Genomic DNA, 17079 nt, shown 5'->3' on the forward strand with positions numbered 1-17079 from the left:
AACCCGGTTATGAATATGTACTGTGTCAGACCGACACAGGCCGCCCGCTTCAGTGAGGTCGGAGCGCGGGCTGGCGGCGATATCATACCCGTAAGGTTAAGAAATTTCCTGGTGAGAGTGTTTCCGGGCGTAAAAAGAGAACTGCCGCCAGAGCGGCGGCAGCGAGCTGTCAGAACAGATGCGGTCCATATCCCCACAGCACCACGGTTAATGCCAGTAATACTTCAAATACCAGCACGCCGATGGCCAGCGTTGAACCGGAAAAGCGCAGACTCTCTTCGCGGTCGATATTAAGAAACAGTGGAATACCGATATAGAGCAGATAGCCGGTGTAGAGCAGCGCCAGCGCGCCCGCCAGCACGCAGAGCCAGACCAGCGGATAGAGTGCCACCAGCCCGCTGAGAAACAGCGGCGTGGCCACATAGCCCGCAAACACCGTACAGCGCTGTACGCCGGGGCGCTGCGGATAATCACGTGCCATCCAGTGAATCACGCGTCCCATTACCGCGACGCCACCCAGAATAATCAGATAGAACAGAATGCCAAGCCCAATCCCGGTCAACAGGTTGAGTTGCACATATTGCCCCTCGCCCAGATTCCAGCCCAGCTGAGTTGTACCGATAAAGGCGCAGATCACCGGAATCGCCGCCATCAGCAGAACATGATGGGTGTAATGGTGCGATACGCTCTCATTCTCTTGCTTGATATGACGCATTTCCTGATTCGGATGCGCCAGCAGACCCCAGACATGATTCATAGATTCACTCCTCTGATGCAGTGGGCCGCCCGATGATGCATCCGTCTTTGGGGGCAGCGTCCTCTCAAGTATAAACGGCAGCGAAACTTTCGGGGTGATCGGACAAAAAAACAGCATAAATAAACGGACCCATGAGGCACGGGCGGAAGCGAAGCCAAATCGCGTATAGACTGGAAGAAACAGTCACTGAACAGGGAGGGTCATTTTGCATCTGGATATCAACGCATTAATTACGCAGTACGGTTATCTGGCACTTTTTATTGGCTGTATCGCCGAGGGGGAAACATTTACGTTGCTGGGCGGCGTCGCCGCGCATGAGGGGCTGCTGCATTACGTGGGAGTGGTGCTGGCCGCAATGGGTGGCGGTATTGTCGGCGATCAACTGCTCTACTGGGTCGGTCGCCGCTGGGGCACACAGATCCTGCGCCGCTTTAAAAAGCATCAGGATAAAGTGGTCAAGGCGAACCGCCTGATTAAACGCCGTCCCAGCCTCTTTGTGATTGGCGTGCGCTTTATGTATGGCTTTCGACTGATTGGCCCAATCATCATCGGGGCCAGCCGCCTCAATCCGATGAAATTTTTTATTCTTAACGTCATCGGGGCGGTCATCTGGGCGCTGATCTTCGTCACCCTGGGCTATTTCGCGGGCGGTATCATCGCGCCGTGGCTGCATAAACTCGACCAGCATCTGAAGCATCTGCTATGGCTGGTCGGCGCAGTGGTATTCGCCTTTGCGCTGCGCTGGGTGATCCGCCGCTGGCACAACCGTCGTGCCGACCAGGAATAAATGAACCACGGATTCGCCAGCAGACGCCACCGGCTATAAGAGAGAGCTGACCGGTGGTAAGGGTCGCCGACGCTGAGCAGCGCCAGGCGACCCTGCTGGAGATTTTCCATGTCTCACCCGCCCTCACCCCTTCCCTGCCTCATTCAACCATACGTTAACCATCTGTGCCCAAACGAAGCCGCATCAGATGGCTCAGCTATAGTTAGGATGGACACTGACAGGGAGATGAGGATGAGTAAGGTAAAACGTAAGATTGAAGACCATGGCGTCATCGGAGATTTGCGCACCTGCGCGCTGGTCGCGAATGATGGCACCATTGATTATCTCTGCTGGCCGGAACTCGACAGCCCGTCGGTCTTTGCCGCCCTGCTCGACAGCGATGATGCCGGGCTTTTCTCCCTGGCCCCTGACTGGCCCAATGCGCGACGTCAGCAGCTCTACCTGCCCGATACCAACATCCTGCAGACCCGCTGGCTGGATGATGAAGGCGTAGCGGAAATCACCGACTACATGCCGATTTGTGATGACAAGGACAAGCTGCCGCGTCTGATCCGGCGGGTCAAAATGGTACGCGGCAGCGCGACCTTTAGCCTGCGCTGTTCACCGCGCCACGACTACGCCCGGGCGCAGACCCGCGCAGAGGCGCACAACGGCTGTATCGATTTTCATGCCGAGGGCCAGCCGTCGCTGCGCCTCGCCGCCAGCGTGGCGATGACGCTGGAAGATGAAAGTGCTACCGCCCTCTTCACGTTACAACCCGGTGAACATGCGCAGTTTGAATTTGGCAGCGTGGATGATGCGCATATCGAAGCGCTGACCACCGAACACTGCTTTGAAGAGACGCTGAACTACTGGCGACGCTGGAGCGCCCACAGTAACTATCAGGGACGCTGGCGCGAAATGGTGCAGCGTTCGGCGCTGGTTCTCAAACTGCTGACCTCACATCAGCACGGCTCTATTGCGGCGGCGGCAACCTTTGGCCTGCCCGAAGAGCTGGGCGGTGAACGCAACTGGGACTATCGCGCCTCCTGGATCCGTGACGCCTCGTTCAGCATGTATGCCCTGATGCGGCTGGGCTATATCGATGAAGCCAAACACTTTACCCACTGGGTTGGTCGCTGCGTTGAAAACAGCCATCACGATGAGATGCGCCTGCAGGTCATGTACCGGCTGGACAGCGGCACCGAACTGCACGAGATGGAGCTGCTGAATCTCTCCGGCTATGCCGACTCCCGTCCGGTGCGCATCGGCAATGACGCCTGGCAGCAGACACAGCTCGACATCTATGGCGAGCTGATGGATGCGGTCTATCTGGCCAATAAATATGGTGAGGCGATCTCCCAGCGCGGCTGGGAACATGTCGTCAAAATGATCGACTGGCTGTGTGATAACTGGGATCAGCCCGATGCCGGTATCTGGGAGATGCGCGGTGAACCGGAACATTTCCTGCACTCGCGTCTGATGTGCTGGGTGGCGATGGATCGCGCACTGCGTCTGGGCATGAAGCGATCGCTGCCGATGCCTTATGAACGCTGGGATCGGGCGCGCCGGGAGATCCGCGAAGATATCTGGGCTAACTTCTGGAACAGTGAGCGGGGACACTTCTCTTCGACCCGTCATGGCGAACATCTCGACGCCTCAATGCTGCTGATGCCGCTGGTGCGTTTTGTGGGAGCCACCGACCCGGACTGGATTGCCACGCTGGATGCGATCAAAACCAATCTGGTCAGCGACGGTATGGTGCGCCGTTACAATACGCATGAGACGCCCGCTGATGGCCTGAAAGGCTCAGAAGGGTCCTTTGGAGCCTGCTCCTTCTGGTATGTCGAGTGTCTGGCGCGCGCGGGCCGGATTCAGGAAGCGCATTTTGAATTTGAAAAGTTACTGAGCTACGCCAATCCACTGGGCCTCTACGCGGAGGAGTTTGACAGCCACGGCCATGCGCTGGGCAACACGCCGCAGGCGCTGACCCATCTGGCGTTAATCAGTGCCGCCTTTTTCCTGAACCGCAAACTCAGCGGCGAACAAACACAGTGGCAACCTTAGTCAGCGATAAGCCCGGAAAGCCCCATTTTTAGCGCCCTGCTTCCGGTAAATGCGCTAACATCCGCGGTGAATTTACGTAAAGTATTGCAGGCAGGTTAAAATCCCGATTCACAACGTCAGATTAATGAACATATAATGCGCAGCAGGTCACATTGGCCAGCATGAATTCGACACACTGACCAGCCTGAAATATGGCGATAAAGAATTGTAAAATATGAAAATCATTCGCGCTTTCGCTTCAATCGCACTGGCTCTGGCGGCCTTCAGCCAGTCAGCCTTTGCTGTGGTTTACCCGTTACCGCCGGCCAACAGCCGTCTGATCGGTGAAAATATCGAAATTACTGTCCCTGAAGACAGCAAACTGCCGCTGGAAGCTTTTGCGGCGCAGTACCAGATGGGCCTTAGCAATATGCTGGAAGCCAATCCGGGCGTTGACGTTTATCTGCCTAAGGCTGGCAGCAAAATGATCATCCCACAGCAGCTGATCCTGCCGGATGCACCGCGTGAAGGCATTGTGATTAACAGCGCGGAGATGCGTCTTTACTACTATCCGAAAGGCAGCAAAACCGTGGTGGTGTTGCCTATTGGTATCGGTGAGCTGGGTAAAGATACCCCGATTAACTGGACCACAGCGGTAGAACGTAAAAAAGATGGCCCGACCTGGACGCCAACCAAAGGCATGCATGCGGATTACGCGGCGCGCGGTGAAACCCTGCCAGCGGTCTTCCCGCCAGGCCCGGATAACCCGATGGGCCTGTATGCGCTCTATATCGGTCGTCTCTATGCGATTCACGGCACCAACGCCAACTTCGGTATCGGCCTGCGCGTGAGCCATGGTTGTGTGCGTCTGCGCGCTGAAGATATTAAATGGCTGTATCAGAACGTGCCGGTCGGTACGCGCGTACAGTTTGTTGATCAGCCGGTAAAAGCGACCGTGGAGCCAGACGGTTCACGGTATGTAGAAGTGCATAACCCGCTGTCGACCACCGAAGAGCAGTTCAACTCGCGTGAGCTGGTGCCGATTACGCTGAATCAGGCGGTGAGCAAAGTTCTGGTTGATGCCAGCGTCAATCAGGATCAGGTTAATGGCGCTATTCAGGGCCGTACCGGTATGCCAGTAAAAGTGAACGGCGTGGAGAACAACATCCAGACTGCGCCAGTTCCGATGCCGGAAAACCCGCAGGCTGTGCCACAGGAAGAGCCAATGACGCCAGTCACCTCTCAGGGTGCAAACAGTGATGCCGCGCAGCCACAGCAGCCGGCCACTGAGCCAGCCGCACCGGCCGCTCCGGTAACACCAGCAGCCCCTGCAGCCGCGGCCAATACCAGCTCGTAATTGCCGCCCTGCTTTCAGAAGCCAGCGCCTGTCGCTGGCTTTTTTATTGCCTGCGTTTCCGCGTTTTTCCCCGCACTCCGCTCAGAATGCCCCGTCCGACGATCATTAATCTGTCATATAAAGCGCGTATCACACTGCGTTGACCCGGTGCAAATCAGCATCCGGCATCAGCCACCAGAGGTACACCATGAGCGAAAACAGTCTCTCCTCCTCATCAGCCCGAGGTCGCCCCGATTTCAACGGCAAAAATAGCCGTTTCAGTAAACCACTGTTCTTCATTCTGCTGGTTGCCGGACTGGCGTTCGCCGGTCTCAATCTGGTCAGCGATGTTGAAGAGACCAATATGCCGGTCACCAGCTATCTGCCGTTCTTTCTGCTGGGGCTGGCACTGCTGATTGCGCTCGGCTTTGAGTTCGTGAATGGCTTTCACGATACCGCCAATGCCGTAGCGACCGTGATCTACACCCATTCGCTGACGCCCGGCGTCGCGGTGGTCTGGTCCGGTTTCTGTAACTTTCTGGGTGTGCTGCTCTCCAGCGGCGTGGTGGCGTTTGGCATTATCTCACTGCTGCCGGTGGAGTTGATCCTGCAGGCCAGCAGCGGCAGCGGGTTTGCCATGGTCTATGCGCTGCTCTTCTCAGCGATTATCTGGAACCTGGGCACCTGGTATTTAGGGCTGCCGTCGTCGTCGTCCCATACGCTGATCGGCTCGATCATCGGCGTCGGCGTTGCCAATGCGATGCTGCACGGACGCAGCGGTCTGAGCGGAGTTGACTGGGATCAGGCATTGAAGGTCGGCTATGCACTGCTGCTGTCGCCGGTGGTCGGCTTTGTCTGCGCCGGGCTGCTGCTGTGGGTGATGAAACTGTTTATCCGCAATCGCCAGCTTTATCAGGCGCCGGAAAGCAATCAGCCGCCACCGGTCTGGATCCGCGGCCTGCTGATCCTGACCTGTACCGGCGTGTCGTTTGCGCACGGCTCCAACGATGGTCAGAAAGGAATGGGGCTGATTATGCTGATCCTGGTGGGCACCATGCCGATCGCCTACGCCCTGAACCGATCGCTGCCACCCGATCAGATCCCGCGCGTCGCGGCGCTGAACGAAGTGACCGCCCATCAGCTGCTGCAACTGCAACCCGCCTCAGCCAATCCTCCACCGGCCCGTGAGGTACTGACCGGCTTTGTTGGCAGCAACAGCATGAATCCCGACGTGCTGCCCGCGCTGGCGATGACGCTGCGCGAAGTCGGCGATGAGATTCGTCGTTACGGTTCAATGGAAAACATTCCAGCTCAGGCGGTGACCAATACCCGCAACCAGATGTATCTGGCGTCAGAATCGATCAAGCATCTGCAGAGCGCTGAGGTCAGACTGCCGCAGGAGACGGAACGCAACCTTAAGGCAGTGAAAACGGAACTCGACAGCGCCACCCGCTTTATTCCGATGTGGGTGAAAGTGGTGGTGGCGATTGCGCTGGGACTGGGCACCATGGTCGGCTGGCGCCGGATTGTGGTCACCGTGGGAGAACGGATCGGTAAAACCCATCTGAGCTATGCCCAGGGCGCCAGCGCCGAACTGGTGGCGATGATGACCATTGGCGCGGCAGACGGTTTCGGTTTACCGGTTTCTACCACCCACGTGCTCTCATCCGGCGTGGCGGGCACCATGGCGGCGAACCGTTCCGGCTTGCAGCTCTCGACGCTGCGTAACCTGGCCGTCGCCTGGATTTTAACGCTGCCGGTATCTATTCTGCTCTCTGCCCTGCTTTACTGGGTGTTCAGCCATTTTTAACGGTCTGCGGCTTATCGTCATTCAGGCGATAAGCCGCTGCTGCCAGTAAAGCCGCAGGGTAATCAGCAGCGCCCCCAGCACCATCAACGCCGCCGCCAGATAGACTGAATGCATCCCCCAGTGTCCGATAAGCAATCCCGCCACCGGGCCGGTTAAGCCCAGGCCCAGATCGAGAAAAGCGGAATAGGTGCCCAGCGCAGAGCCCTGATCCTGGCGCTCAACCCGTTTAACCGCCTCAACGCCCAGCGCCGGAAAGACCAGCGAAAATCCGCTGCCGGTGAGGAATGCGCCCGCCCCTACCAGCCAGGCGCTGTCCGCCTGCCAGATAATCAGCAGTCCCAGGCACTCCAGCAGGAAAGAGAAGAGCGACACGCGCAGCCCGCCGAAACGGGTAATAAAGCGACCAAATCCCAGACGCACCAGCACAAACCCCAGGCTGAACAGCGTCAGCGCATAGGCCGCGCCCTGCCAGTCGCGGCTGGCAAAATAGAGGGTGATAAAGGTGGCGATAACGCCAAAACCGATGGTGCCGAAGCCCAGCGCCAGGCCATAAAGCCAGACGCGGGAGAAGACGCGGTGAAACGGAATGCGCTCGCCCACACTGACCGTCACCGCCGCTTTGCGGCTGGCCATCAGATAGCCCGCCACGCCCATCAGCGCAATCAGCCCGGCAAATCCACTCATACCAAATTCACTGTTCAGCAGCACACCCAGCGGTGCACCGACGGCCATTGCCAGATAGGTCGCAACACCGTTCCAGGAGATCACGCGCGCGGTCTGCATTGGCCCGACGATGTTCATACCCCACAGGGTAGAGCCGGTGCTGCTGAAGCTTTCACCTACGCCGAGAAACAGCCGCCCGATGGCCAGCAGCGCCAGACTCAGCCACGGCCAGCCGCTCAGCAGTGCGGCCACGATAGTCAGCACCCCGCTCATGCCGCAGCAGAGCAGTCCCAGCATCACCACCCGCTTTGGCCCAAGGCGATCGGCCAGACGGCCCGACTGCGGACGGCTGAGCAGCGTCGCAAAATATTGAATGCTGATAATCAGTCCGGCGATAAAGGAGCTGAAGCCAAGATGATTTTTGACGAAGCCTGGCAGCACGGCCAGCGGCAGTCCGACAGAGAGATAGCAGAAGAAGGTGAAGATAATAACAGAGAGGATTCGTTTGTTGAGCTGGCTGTTGCTCAACACAGCGGAGTCAGACATAGCAGGCAAGGGGTCCAGGAAATTTTTCCCACTATACCGTCAGGCCGCTAAGGGGTCGCCTGATTTTTTATCACAAACCATGAACATGTGCGTGACGATCAATCGCCTGTGCAATGTCGCCCGACGATTTTAACGCACGGATTTCGCTGAATAAGCCATCGGCTTCGCCATAGGCTTTGCGCAGATAACCGAGCCACTGTTTGATACGCGCCACGTGATAGAGGCCGGTATCGCCCTGCTTTTCCAGCCGGCTGTATTTCTGTAATAACCGCACCACATCAGGCCAGGCCATCGGCGGCTCGTTATATTTCACTACCCGGCTCAGGTTGGGGATGTTCAGTGCGCCACGGCCAATCATCACCGCATCGCAGCCGGTTACCGCCATACAGTGTTGCGCGCTTTGCCAGTCCCAGATTTCGCCATTGGCAATCACCGGAATGCGCAGCCGCTGACGAATATCGCCAATCGCCTGCCAGTTGATCGCCTCTGCGCGATAGCCCTCTTCTTTGGTCCGCCCATGCACCACCAGCTCGCTGGCACCGGCCTGTTGCACCGCATCGGCAATCTCCAGACTGCGGGCGCTGGAGTCCCAGCCGAGCCGCACTTTCACCGTTACCGGCAAATCTTCAGGCACCGCTTCACGCATCGCTTTCGCGCCGCGATAGATCAGATCGGGATCTTTAAGAAGAGTTGCGCCGCCTCCGCTGCCGTTGACCAGTTTAGAAGGACAACCACAGTTGAGATCCACACCCCATGAGCCCAGTTCCACCGCACGTGCGGCGTTTTCGGCTAACCATTCGGGATGCTGCCCCAGCAGCTGCATACGCACCCGCGTGCCGGAAGGCGTGCGGCTGGCGTTATGCAGTTCGGGGCAGAGACGGTAGAAAGATTTTACCGGCAGCAGTTGATCGACCACGCGCAAAAACTCAGTGATGCAGAGATCGTAGTCGTTTACTTCCGATAACAGCTGGCGCACCAGTGAATCCAGCACGCCCTCCATCGGTGCCAGTAAAACCCTCATACTCAGACGTTTCCGGTACGCTTCGCTGCTGCCGGACGACGCGGACGGGCTGCGGGCCTATCGCCCTGAGGAGCGGCCTGGCTCTGACGACGCGCCTGAGGACGCTTTTCGCCGGATGAAGATGAGCGCGATGCGCCTGCACCCTGTCCGCCCTGGCTGCGACCACGGCCGCCGCCGCCGCCACCGCCGCGAGACTGCTGCTGACGACCGTTGATGATCGGCTCCGCTTTGATGCTCGGATCGGGTTCATAACCTTCAACGGCCAGACGCGGGATTTCACGCTTCAGCAGACGTTCGATATCACGCAGCAGTTTATGCTCATCGACGCAGACCAGTGACAGTGCGACACCGGTCGCCGCCGCACGGCCGGTACGACCAATGCGGTGAACGTAATCTTCGGCGACGTTAGGCAGCTCATAGTTCACGACGTGTGGCAGCTCTTCGATATCCAGGCCACGGGCCGCGATATCGGTGGCAACCAGGACGCGAATTCCGCCTGACTTAAAGTCGGCCAGCGCGCGGGTACGTGCACCCTGGCTCTTGTTGCCGTGGATCGCGGCAGCGGAGATACCATCTTTGCCCAGCTGCTCGGCAAGGTGGTTCGCGCCGTGTTTGGTACGGGTAAAGACCAGCACCTGCTGCCAGTTGCCTTCGCCAATCAGCTGCGACAACAATTCACGCTTACGCTTCTTATCAACGAAAGCCACCTGCTGCGCGACCTGCTCGGAGGCGGTGTTGCGGCGAGCCACTTCAATCATTTCCGGGTTGGTCAGCAGTTTCTCAGCCAGGCCTTTGATCTCATCAGAGAAGGTGGCAGAGAACAGCAGGTTCTGACGTTTAGCCGGCAGACGCGCCAGTACGCGACGGATGTCGTGGATAAAGCCCATATCCAGCATACGGTCCGCTTCATCCAGCACCAGAATTTCGACCTGTGACAGGTCAACCGCATTCTGTTGTGCCAGATCCAGCAGGCGTCCAGGCGTTGCCACCAGGATATCGACGCCGCCACGCAGTTTTACCATCTGTGGATTGATGCTGACGCCACCAAACACCACCATGGAACGCAGCGAGAGATATTTGCTGTAGTCGCTGACGTTTTCGCCAACCTGCGCCGCGAGCTCACGGGTTGGGGTCAGGATCAGGGCGCGCACCGGGCGACGACCGCGGATGGGCGTGGCAGTAGCAGAGAGTTTTTGTAACATCGGTAAGGTAAAGCCGGCTGTTTTGCCGGTGCCGGTCTGGGCGCTCGCCAGCAGATCGCGGCCTGCCAGCACAACAGGAATCGCCTGGCGCTGGATAGGTGTGGGTTCGCTGTAGCCTTGTTCGGCGACCGCGCGCAAAATATCGGCACTCAGGCCGAGAGAGTCAAAAGACATTAAGTGATTTACTCCGGTCCGCTCTGACCGTGATTCACGGTGTAGTTTTCAGAGGGATAGTGACGCCAGCCAGGGCTGACGCGTGAAAAGGGCGCAAACTACGATGCGTAAGCGGGCGAGTGTAACAGCTTTAAGAGAAGTGTGCGAGATAGCTCACATTTCCTGACACAACTTAACCGCCTGAAAACAGGAAGGCCACCTTCCGGTGGCCTTCAACTTAACTACGTTTGTTTTCGATTCGTCGCGGTGGCTCTTTCGCCAGCAGCGAGACCAGCGCCGGACCCAGCAACATCACTACGCCGAGACACGCCAGCAGCAGGTTGTTGTGGTAAATCCGCGACACCAGGAACAGTGTCATCATGGCGGCGCCAAAGTAGTAAGTGGTGGTCGCTTCTTCAAGATAATCGCCGAGAGTACGTAAACGGGCAATGCGCTGTGTCACCAGCATGGCAACAAAAACCAGTGCGTACATCGCCACCAGCGTACTGCAGACATCAACCAGCGCTTTGTGCTTCCAGCCCCAGATCAGTGCAGCGATCACCAGCAGATGCATAGCAATATGCAACAACGTTTGACCCGTGATAATTTGAATACGATTAGACCATTTCATTCAGTTCTCCTGGCAGACCCAACAGGTCGCCCAAGTGCTACCGGCACAAGCCGGAAACGATTTCCTCAATGTAAAACAATTTTCGGATAACGCCCTAATTTTCGCCCTCTTTCACCACCCATTTGTGACAAAGACTACACTTTGATTCTATTGATGATGAAAAGGAGTGCGTCGCGAGTATGCCACAAAACAAGCAAGGATTTTCAATAAAAGTCCTGACGATCAATACACATAAGGGTTTCGCCCCTTTCAATCGCCGCTTCATCCTGCCCGAATTACGCGACGCCGTTCGCGCAACGGAGGCGGATGTGGTCTTTCTGCAGGAGGTGATGGGCACGCATGCCATCCACTCCCTTAACCATGAGGAGTGGCCCGATTCTCCTCATTATGAGTTTCTGGCCGACACCATATGGAACGATTTCGCCTATGGGCGTAATGCGGTCTATCCGGAGGGGCATCACGGCAATGCGGTGCTGTCTCGTTTCCCGATCGCCGACTATGAGAACCGGGATATCTCGGTGGCGGGCAGTGAAAACCGCGGTATGCTGCACTGCCAGATCGCCCTGCCCGAGCCGCACGGCACGCTGCATGTCATCTGCGTTCATCTGGGTCTGAAAGTGGCCCATCGTCACGCGCAGATGAAGAAAATATGTGAAATGGTTAACTCACTGCCGCCCGACGCGCCGGTGGTGGTGGCGGGCGATTTCAACGACTGGCAGCGACGCGCCAATTCCATTCTGAAACATGGCGCAGGCCTGAAAGAGGTATTCAGCATGAAAACCGGACGCCCGGCGCGCACCTTCCCGGCGCGCTTCCCGATCCTGCGGCTTGACCGCATCTATGTCCGCAACGCCACCGTCAGTCATCCGTGGGCGCTGCCGCGCAAGCCCTGGTCCCATCTTTCCGACCATGCGCCGCTGGCGGTGGAGATTCACCTATGAATTTTAGCTGGCAGGAAGGCAACCGGCTGCTGTTGCTGGAAAATGGCGAAGCGTTTTTCCCGCGGGTCTTTGGCGCGATCCAGCGGGCGGAACGTACGGTATTAATCGAAACCTTTATTCTGTTTGAGGATGACGTGGGCAACGCCCTGCACCGCGAACTGCTGGCGGCAGCCCAGCGCGGCGTGCGGGTCGAAGTGATGGTCGATGGTTATGGCTCTGCCGAACTCTCCGACAAATTTGTTAACAGCCTGACCAGCGCTGGCGTGCGTTTCATCTATTACGATCCGCGTCCGCTGGTGATGGGGATGCGCACCAACGTTTTCCGCCGTCTGCACCGCAAAACCGTGGTGGTGGATGACGTGGTAGCCTTTGTGGGCGGCATTAACTTCTCGGCCGAGCACAACACCGATTATGGCCCGGAAGCGAAACAGGATTATGCGGTACAGGTCAAAGGCCCGGTGGTGGGTGACATCGCCCGCTATCTGCAACAGGCGATTGGCAGCGAACAGAATACCCGCCGCTGGTGGGGATCGCGCTCTCATCGTCCGGCGGTCAACGCCACGCCCGGCGATGCTCAGGTGCTCTATGTTTATCGCGATAACGACGAGCATCGCGACGACATCGAAGTCCACTACCTGGAGATGCTGCGCGAGGCGAAGCGGGATGTGATTATCGCCAATGCCTACTTCTTCCCGGGTTACCGGCTGCTGCGTGAGATGCGCAACGCCGCGCAGCGTGGCGTTCGGGTGCGACTGATTGTGCAGGGCGAACCGGATATGCCAATTGTGAAAGTGGGCGCGGAGCTGCTCTACAACTATCTGGTCGATGGCGGCGTTGAAGTCTACGAATATATCCGTCGCCCGCTGCACGGCAAGATCGCGGTAAAAGACGACTACTGGGCCACCGTCGGCTCCAGCAATCTCGATCCGCTCAGCCTGTCACTTAACCTTGAAGCCAATCTGATCATCCACGACAGACCGTTTAACCAGACGCTGCGTGATAACCTGGAAGCGCTGCTGGCCAACGATTGCCAGCGCGTGCAGGAAGATCGCTTACCGCCGCGCAACTGGTGGCAACTGAGTAAAAGCGTGGTGGTATTCCACTTCCTGCGCCATTTCCCGGCCATCGCTGGCTGGCTGCCGGCGCATACGCCGCTGCTGGCCCAGGTGGGTGAGCCGGTACAGCCTGAAATGGAGACGCAGGATCGCGTTGAAACTGATAACCCGGGAGCAAAATCCTGATGGCAAAAAAACATCCACGCTGGCAACTGGCGAAAAAAATCCTCACCGTGCTCTTTTTCATCGCGGTGGTGGTTCTGCTGGTGGTCTATGCCCGCAAAGTGAACTGGGAAGATGTTTATGACGTCATCGTTAACTACAACCGCTTTGTGGTACTGACCGCCGCCGGACTGGTGGTGCTGAGTTACCTGGTGTATGGCTGCTATGACCTGATTGGACGCGCCTACTGCGGCCATAAGCTGGCGAAGCGGCAGGTGATGCTGGTGTCGTTTATCTGTTACGCCTTCAACCTGACGCTGAGCACCTGGGTGGGTGGCGTCGCGATGCGCTACCGGCTCTATTCACGGTTAGGGCTGGATAGCGGCACCATCACCCGCATCTTCTCTCTGAGCATCGCCACTAACTGGCTGGGCTATATCCTGCTGGCGGGCGTGGTATTCAGTGCGGGCATGGTGTCGATTCCCAGCGGCTGGTTTATTGGTGAAACCACCCTGCGGCTGATTGGTGGCGCTCTGCTGGTGCTGGTGGCGGCCTACCTCTGGGCCTGTGCCTTCTCAAAGCAGCGTCGCTGGACGGTAAAAGGCCAGACGCTGCAGCTGCCCTCGCTGCGCATGGCGCTGCTGCAGTTTGCGGTTTCCTGTGCCAACTGGATGGTGATGGGGGCGATTATCTGGCTGCTGCTGGGACGAGACGTCGGTTATCCGATGGTGCTGGGCGTGCTGCTGATCAGCAGTATTGCCGGGGTAATCATTCATATTCCGGCGGGCATTGGCGTACTGGAAGCGGTCTTCCTGGCGTTACTCAGCGGTCAGCACGCCTCGCATGGCACTATCATTGCGGCGCTGCTGGCTTATCGCGTGCTCTACTTTATCCTGCCGCTGCTGTTAGCGCTGGTGCTCTATCTGGGGCTGGAGAGTCGGGCGAAGCATCTGCGTCAGAAGAACGAGCAGAAGTTGCAGAAGTCGTAATAAAAAAGGGGAGGCGCAGACAGTGCGCCTCCCCCGCTACTCCCTCAGGCTTAACGGCGGTTGCCGAAAATCCGCAGCAGCATCAGGAACAGGTTGATAAAGTCGAGATACAGCGTCAGTGCGCCCATAATCGAGTAGCGACGCAGGTTTTCCGTATCGCGGGCATCGATCTGCTCACCGATATTTTTCAGCTTCTGCGTGTCATAGGCCGTTAACCCCACAAATACCACCACCCCGATGTAGGTAATCGCCCACATCAGCGCCGGGCTTTTCAGCCAGAAGTTCACCAGCGACGCCAGCACGATGCCAATCAGCGCCATAAACAGCAGACTGCCAAAACGGCTGAGATCGCGTTTGGTGGTATAGCCGTAGAAGCTCATCGCGCCAAACATCCCCGCCGTGATAAAGAAGGTGCTGGCGATCGAGGAGTTAGTGTAAACCAGGAAGATACTCGCCATGGTCAGGCCGGTCAGCGCCGAATAGAGCATAAACAGCCCGGTTGCCACGGCCCCGCTCAGGCGATGCACCATGCCTGACAGGAAGAAGACCAGCCCCAGCTGCACGATAATCAGTCCGAAGAAGGTGATGCGGTTAGCAAACACCAGCTCCATGATCGCTGGCGTGCGCGCAGCGTACCAGGAGACAAACGCCGTCAGTAACAGACCGCAGGTCATCCAGCCATAAACCTGCGCCATATAAGCTTGTAAACCGCGAGATGCGGATTGAACGATGGAATCATTTCGTGGATATCGGTCCATGATGCACCTCTTGTTAAACGGATTAGGACCGGCCCCACACAGGGAACCGGATGAATAACCTGGTCTGGCAGGCATACGTTGTTTCTGTTTCAGCCCGTTGGGCCAGCGACAGCGCGACACAACCGCCACGGGCCCATACGGCCTTATGAGGATGCGCACAGTTCAGGGCCAGAATAACAATAAAAGTCGCCCGGAACTGGCTCTAAGTGTGGCACAGCTCAGCTCAACTGCGCCACAACATGCTGCTTAACGTCGCGACAGGCACTGCTGATAACGGCTGTCGACACGCTGCGCAAACCACGCCGTGGTGAGATTACGGGTAATTTTCGGGCTTTCCAGCTTGATGCCCGGCAGCATTTCACGCGGTACCTTTCGACCCGCCATTTTATCCGCCAGGGTAAAGACCTGTTTCCAGAGTTCGCTGTCGCTGAACGACGCTTTCTCCCCTTTCTCCAGATCGCGGCGAATGTCGCTGTTGCTCATATCGATCTGCTTCGACAGCGTGCGCACCGCCAGTTCGGTGCCGCCCGCCGCATCCGATCCATAAAGAATCAGATCGCCATCCAGTGCCAGCTTCATGCCGGTGGCGCGCGACACCGCCGCCTGGAAGGCCGCATTGCGGCTGGCATACCAGCCCGCATTGTAGTCGGCAAAGCGGTAGAGCGGCTGGCTGTAGTCAGCCGGATAGCCGAGCAGGTGCATCGTCCCGAAGTAGATCCCGCCATGACGGGTGAAGACTTCACGCCGGATGGTGCCATCGATCGGCCACGGGTAGCCTTTGGCATGCGCTTCGGCAAACGCAATGCTGACCTGCATCGGCCCGCCGGTGTGGATTGGATTGAGATTACCAAACAGCGTCTGGCCCATCGGCACCATATCGATCAGGTCATCGAAAATAGCGCTCAGCTCTTTCTCACTGCGCACTTTGTCCAGCCGGGCGGCGTAGCTTTCACCGGTGGGCGATTTGATCTGCAGCGCGGTACGCACCAGGAATGCCGGGACGTGCACCTGCGCCGCACGGCGGTTGATCTCGCCCCAGGCGATTTTTGGCAGACCCGGCACGGCGGCCTCGGCGCTGAAGTTGCTCTCCTGATCCGCCACGGCGATCACCGCGCAGAGGTTGCTGGCGCTGGGATCGATCTGCTGAGTGCGGAAGGTGGTGTAGATATCGTCGCTCCACGCCGCTTTATTGCTGACGTGCGACGGCAACAGCCGCTGGATCTGCGCTTTGACATCTTCAGGCTGCCGCACCGGCGCCTCAGGGGTTTTCTTGCTGCTACAACCTGCCAGCACCAGGGCGGCGACCAGTGTCAGACGTTGCAGAATCGGGGTGGATGACATGCCTGTCCTCAGAATGAACCAAAGCTCTACTCTACCATCGCCAGAGTTTCACAGGCAGGCGAGAACTGAACTAAGGTTATCTTTTTTACCGTTAAAGGAACTTACGATGTTTAAACTCTGGCCTGTTGCGGCGTTCAGCCTGTTATTAACCGGCTGCGGCGCTAATAATACGCCTGCCCAGGTAAAATCTCCGGGCGCCCCCACCTCCTCCTCGCTTAAGGTGCTGGAGACCGGCGCCAGCGTGATGCAGTCACGTCCACCCATCGACGCCATCAACACCTATCTCGACGGATTCCATTTTTATAACGGCGATAAGAACGGTCAGATGGAGGCGCACCACTATGTCACCGTGCTGAACGACGATGTGATGCAGGCGGTGATTTACGACGGCAATACGCGTGATGCACGGCTGATGGGCGTGGAGTACATTATCAGCGAACGGCTGTTTAACACCCTGCCGCCCGAAGAGAAGAAGCTCTGGCACAGCCATCAGTATGAGGTGAAATCGGGCACGCTGATAGCCCCAGGCTTACCGGAAGCCGCCGACCACGCCCTGATGAAGCGCATTGTGAACACTTACGGGAAAACCTGGCACACCTGGCACACCGATCGCGACAAAACGCTGCCGATCGGCATTCCGGCGCTGATGATGGGCTTTACGGAGGATGGTCAGATGGACTCGCGACTGCTGGCGGACCGCGATCGTCGTTTTGACGTCGACAGCAAAAAGATCCGCGCCCAGCGTGCGGATATCGTGGCGCATCCTGCCGCGGCAGGTGCCAACGCCTGGCAACAGAGCCAGGTCATTCAGCTGAAGCGCACCGCCGGCGGCGGCGAACACAGCCACGGTCAGACCGGTTTTGGTCCGGCTGAGCAGCTAAAGCAGCCTTAATCCCGCACTA

The 17079-nt window shown here is 57.9% G+C and carries 15 protein-coding genes; 8 read left to right on the top strand and 7 right to left on the bottom strand.

What is annotated here, in order from left to right; translation table 11 throughout:
• Window positions 1–169: 169 nt before the first annotated feature.
• A complete protein-coding gene (locus ACX8ZY_RS13960) occupies window positions 170–757 on the bottom strand; it encodes a Yip1 family protein (protein ID WP_010260296.1) in 588 nt (195 codons plus the stop codon).
• A gap of 205 nt (window positions 758–962) precedes the next feature.
• On the opposite strand from ACX8ZY_RS13960, the gene ACX8ZY_RS13965 reads away from it, so the two are divergent.
• The 4 genes from ACX8ZY_RS13965 to ACX8ZY_RS13980 all read left to right on the top strand — a co-directional run bounded on the left by ACX8ZY_RS13965 (window position 963) and on the right by ACX8ZY_RS13980 (window position 6715).
• The gene (locus tag ACX8ZY_RS13965) at window positions 963–1544 is read left to right on the top strand and encodes a DedA family protein (protein WP_033771195.1); all 582 of its coding nucleotides are present in this window, start codon (window positions 963–965) and stop codon (window positions 1542–1544) included.
• A 231-nt stretch (window positions 1545–1775) separates the two neighbouring features.
• Window positions 1776–3590 (top strand): glycoside hydrolase family 15 protein, encoded by a 1815-nt coding sequence (locus tag ACX8ZY_RS13970; protein WP_010260291.1) that lies wholly within the window; start codon window positions 1776–1778, stop codon window positions 3588–3590.
• 214 nt (window positions 3591–3804) lie between these two features.
• On the top strand, window positions 3805–4926 hold the full coding sequence (locus ACX8ZY_RS13975; protein WP_122889076.1) for a L,D-transpeptidase family protein: 1122 nt from the start codon (window positions 3805–3807) through the stop codon (window positions 4924–4926).
• Between the two features lie 187 nt (window positions 4927–5113).
• On the top strand, window positions 5114–6715 hold the full coding sequence (locus ACX8ZY_RS13980; RefSeq protein ID WP_039387694.1) for an inorganic phosphate transporter: 1602 nt from the start codon (window positions 5114–5116) through the stop codon (window positions 6713–6715).
• 21 nt (window positions 6716–6736) lie between these two features.
• Here ACX8ZY_RS13980 and ACX8ZY_RS13985 read toward each other — a convergent pair whose 3' ends face one another.
• From ACX8ZY_RS13985 to ACX8ZY_RS14000, 4 genes are all read right to left on the bottom strand, one after another.
• Window positions 6737–7924, bottom strand: coding sequence for an MFS transporter (locus tag ACX8ZY_RS13985; RefSeq protein ID WP_459260147.1), 1188 nt, complete (start codon window positions 7922–7924; stop codon window positions 6737–6739).
• A 70-nt stretch (window positions 7925–7994) separates the two neighbouring features.
• A complete protein-coding gene (gene dusC, locus ACX8ZY_RS13990) occupies window positions 7995–8945 on the bottom strand; it encodes a tRNA dihydrouridine(16) synthase DusC (RefSeq protein ID WP_033766737.1) in 951 nt (316 codons plus the stop codon).
• Window positions 8946–8947: 2 nt separating this feature from the next.
• Window positions 8948–10321 (bottom strand): ATP-dependent RNA helicase RhlE, encoded by a 1374-nt coding sequence (rhlE, locus tag ACX8ZY_RS13995; protein WP_191913734.1) that lies wholly within the window; start codon window positions 10319–10321, stop codon window positions 8948–8950.
• 217 nt (window positions 10322–10538) lie between these two features.
• Complete coding sequence (locus tag ACX8ZY_RS14000) at window positions 10539–10931, bottom strand: YbhQ family protein (RefSeq protein WP_031594396.1); 393 nt, start codon at window positions 10929–10931, stop codon at window positions 10539–10541.
• Window positions 10932–11110: 179 nt separating this feature from the next.
• Between ACX8ZY_RS14000 and ACX8ZY_RS14005 the strand changes: the two genes are divergently transcribed.
• The 3 genes from ACX8ZY_RS14005 to ACX8ZY_RS14015 are packed head-to-tail and all read left to right on the top strand — an operon-like array spanning window position 11111 to window position 14078.
• On the top strand, window positions 11111–11872 hold the full coding sequence (locus tag ACX8ZY_RS14005; protein ID WP_022626009.1) for an endonuclease/exonuclease/phosphatase family protein: 762 nt from the start codon (window positions 11111–11113) through the stop codon (window positions 11870–11872).
• Window positions 11869–13113: a cardiolipin synthase ClsB gene (gene clsB, locus ACX8ZY_RS14010; protein WP_010260263.1), complete on the top strand. Its 1245-nt coding sequence runs from the start codon at window positions 11869–11871 to the stop codon at window positions 13111–13113. The genes ACX8ZY_RS14005 and clsB overlap by 4 nt, the downstream gene beginning before the upstream one ends.
• Window positions 13113–14078, top strand: coding sequence for a lysylphosphatidylglycerol synthase domain-containing protein (locus ACX8ZY_RS14015; protein ID WP_060679786.1), 966 nt, complete (start codon window positions 13113–13115; stop codon window positions 14076–14078). The genes clsB and ACX8ZY_RS14015 overlap by 1 nt, the downstream gene beginning before the upstream one ends.
• 50 nt (window positions 14079–14128) lie before the next feature.
• Here the strand turns inward: ACX8ZY_RS14015 and ACX8ZY_RS14020 are convergent, their stop codons facing one another.
• Both ACX8ZY_RS14020 and ACX8ZY_RS14025 read right to left on the bottom strand, forming a co-directional pair.
• Window positions 14129–14836 carry a Bax inhibitor-1/YccA family protein gene (locus ACX8ZY_RS14020; RefSeq protein WP_010260256.1) on the bottom strand — a complete coding sequence of 236 codons (708 nt, stop codon included), beginning with the start codon at window positions 14834–14836 and terminating at the stop codon, window positions 14129–14131.
• A 246-nt stretch (window positions 14837–15082) separates the two neighbouring features.
• On the bottom strand, window positions 15083–16177 hold the full coding sequence (locus ACX8ZY_RS14025) for a DUF1615 domain-containing protein (protein WP_163640591.1): 1095 nt from the start codon (window positions 16175–16177) through the stop codon (window positions 15083–15085).
• Window positions 16178–16283: 106 nt separating this feature from the next.
• Here ACX8ZY_RS14025 and ACX8ZY_RS14030 point away from each other — a divergent pair, with 106 nt between their 5' ends.
• Complete coding sequence (locus ACX8ZY_RS14030) at window positions 16284–17069, top strand: OBAP family protein (RefSeq protein WP_228312233.1); 786 nt, start codon at window positions 16284–16286, stop codon at window positions 17067–17069.
• Window positions 17070–17079 lie beyond the last annotated feature (10 nt).

It is taken from the genome of Pantoea sp. XAF26B01_ASV70 (genome assembly GCF_054512635.1).